At 62.8% G+C, this 2,586-nt stretch carries 3 protein-coding genes; all 3 read right to left on the bottom strand.

What is annotated here, in order from left to right:
- On the bottom strand, positions 1-656 hold a 656-nt coding region (locus tag B4E36_RS07855), incomplete at its 3' end, for a glycosyltransferase (protein ID WP_345900205.1).
- A 74-nt stretch (positions 657-730) separates the two neighbouring features.
- On the bottom strand, positions 731-907 hold the full coding sequence (locus B4E36_RS07850; protein ID WP_155122022.1) for a hypothetical protein: 177 nt from the start codon (positions 905-907) through the stop codon (positions 731-733).
- Positions 891-2,510 carry a glucan biosynthesis protein gene (locus B4E36_RS07845; protein WP_292053824.1) on the bottom strand — a complete coding sequence of 540 codons (1,620 nt, stop codon included), beginning with the start codon at positions 2,508-2,510 and terminating at the stop codon, positions 891-893. The genes B4E36_RS07850 and B4E36_RS07845 overlap by 17 nt, the downstream gene beginning before the upstream one ends.
- Positions 2,511-2,586 lie beyond the last annotated feature (76 nt).

The following is a 2,586-nucleotide window of genomic DNA, read 5'->3' as shown; positions in this document are numbered from 1 at the left end:
ATGATCTTGGGCAGCGTCTGCAACAGGCCGAGCCGCGGCTCGGCTTCCATCCGGCGCAGCATTTCCACGATCGTCTCGCCTTCCATCAGGCTGTCGGCGTCGAGGATCAGCATATAGGGGTAGCGCGCGCCGTGGCGGCGGACGAAATCGCCGATATTGCCGGCTTTCTTGCCGGTATTGTCTGTACGGCGGCGATAGAACGCGCCGATCTCGCGCGGCATGTCGGCGTGAAGGGTGAGGAACCACGCCTCCTCCTGCGCGATCACCTCGGGGTCGCGGCTGTCGGAGAGGATGGCGATATCGAAAAGCCCGGCATAGGGCGTTTGCGCCAGCGAATGCGCCATGGCGGCGGCCGACGAGAACGTCGCGCGCGGGTCTTCGTTATAGACCGGGATCAGGATGGCGGTCTTTGCCGCCTGGCCGCTTTCGGCAAGCGAGGCGCGCGGCGGCGTCTTGAACCGGCGGCCGATCAGGCCGCCAATCCCGAGCGCCGCGCCCCAGGCGATCCACGCGGCGGTCGCAGCGCATAGCGCGATCCGCACGAAGTCGACCCAGTCGGCACCGTCCGCGAAGAAAACGTCCATCGCAATGCGAGACGCCGCAATCGCGATGATTGCGGCGAATACGATCGAAAAGGTCCGTCTGAAGGCCAGCATCGGTTATCCCTTTAATCCTTGCGGGCCTCGCCGTTGAAAGCGAGAGGCCGTCCGGAAAAGTTATCTTCCGGTTTCTAGAGCCGTGCCGAGCGCGGGCGCTGCCACACGAGAACCGGCGACAGGATCGTCGCGATCACGCCGCGGCGGCGCGGGCGCTCAAGAAGCTGCTCGGGCATGGGAAGCGGCGCGGACGCCGGAAGAAACCGGCTGAATTCCATGTTCTGATCCGACCCGTTAATTTGGTTGGTCATCGCCTTTTCTCCACTGATATAACCATATTTCACTCACGTCGCGGCTTCCGTCCGTCAGCGCCCCGACAATTTCCACCGGCGCGTCGCCGGCGGGCTTGATATCGATTGCCAGACGCCAGACGCCCTGGCCTCTGATTGCCGAGACCGTGGAATGCACGACCTCGCCATTGGTAATGTGCAGGCGCTCCTGCAGTTCCGAGCCGGGCGCCATGTCATCCAGCGGGCCGCCGGCGAAATCGACCACGAGCTTGCGCACGTCGTCATCGTCGTTGGCCACGCCCGAAACGCCGCCCTCGCCGCTGCGAATATCGATGACGCGGGCGAGCCTGGCCTGGTCTTCCTCGATCGCGCCCCAGGTCAGCCGGTATCCGAATTCGGCCGATCCGCCTTTCTTGGCGGGCGCTTCCGGCTGCCAGAAGCAGACGATATTGTCGTTGACTTCCTTGTCGGTCGGGATCTCGACAAGCGAAATCGTGCCCTTGCCCCAGTTTCCGACCGGCTCCACCAGAAGCGAAGGCCGCCGCTCGTAATGCGCCTCGGCATCCTGATAATCCTCGAACGCGCGATGGCGCTGGTATAGGCCGAACGCCCGCGGATTGGTTTCGCCGAAGAACGAATTGGCGAGCGTCTTGGCATTCTGCAGATTGCGCCACAACTCCGTTCCATCGGCCCGCACGATCTTGAGGCCCTCGCTGTCATGCACCCGCTCGCGGTAGTCATCGAAGGCATGATGGTTGGCCGGCCCGAACAGAAACATGGAAGTCATAGGGGCAACGCCGAGACGCTCGATATCGTTCCGGAAAAAGAGTCGCGCGGTGACATCCATGCGCGTGTTCTTGCCCGGCGTGATCACGAAACGGTAGGCGCCGGTCACGCTTGGGCCGTCCAGAGCGGCGAAGACGGTGATCTTGTCGTTCTCCGTTCCCGGCCTCATGATGTAGAAGGCGGAAAAGCGCGGAAACTCCTCGCCCTGGCTGGTCGCGGTGTTGACCGCGAGCCCGCGCGCCGAAAGGCCATAGAGATTGTTCTGGCCGAGCGCGCGGAAATAGGACGAGCCCAGAAACGAGATCAGCTCGTCCGAGACTTCCGGCCGGTTCAGCGGATAGTTGATCCGGAAGCCCGCGACCCCTGGCAGCTTCACGCCATGGAACTGCTCGACATCCAGCGGCGCGCGGTAGATGAAATCATCGCCCGTAAACTCGAGTTTCTGCGCCGCGCCATCGGCCACCTCGTAGATATCGACCGGCGTCTTGAACAGCCAGCCGAGCGCGAAGGCCTGAAGCTGGAAATCGGACTGGTCGCGCCAGATCGCCTTGTTGGGATCGTAGCGGATCGCGCGGTAATCATCATATTGAAGGTCCCGGAACGGCTCGGGGACCTCCTGGGACGGCTCCTGATAAGGCTCGCCGGCCCTGGCCTTCATCTGCTCGGTAAGCGTGTCGAAAGTGAACGCGTCGGGAGGCGGCGCTGACGCCTCGACCGTTGCATTGGCTTCCGGCATCTTTCCCGGCTCGACCGCCTGCTGCGCGAATGCCTTGCCGCCCATTCCGGAAAGGGCGAGCGCGCCAACCGCGGTCTGGGCCAGAAAGGTTCGTCTCTTCATGCGTAAATCCCGTTGGCTTTAAATGGATAGATAATATGAAATGGTGCAGAGCAGCATACTCATTCCCTTCGCCCGC

The sequence above is a fragment of the Martelella sp. UBA3392 genome (genome assembly GCF_002358775.1).
GTDB classification, from domain to species: Bacteria; Pseudomonadota; Alphaproteobacteria; order Rhizobiales; family Rhizobiaceae; genus Martelella; species Martelella mediterranea.
This window is presented reverse-complemented; position numbering and strand designations above follow the sequence as displayed.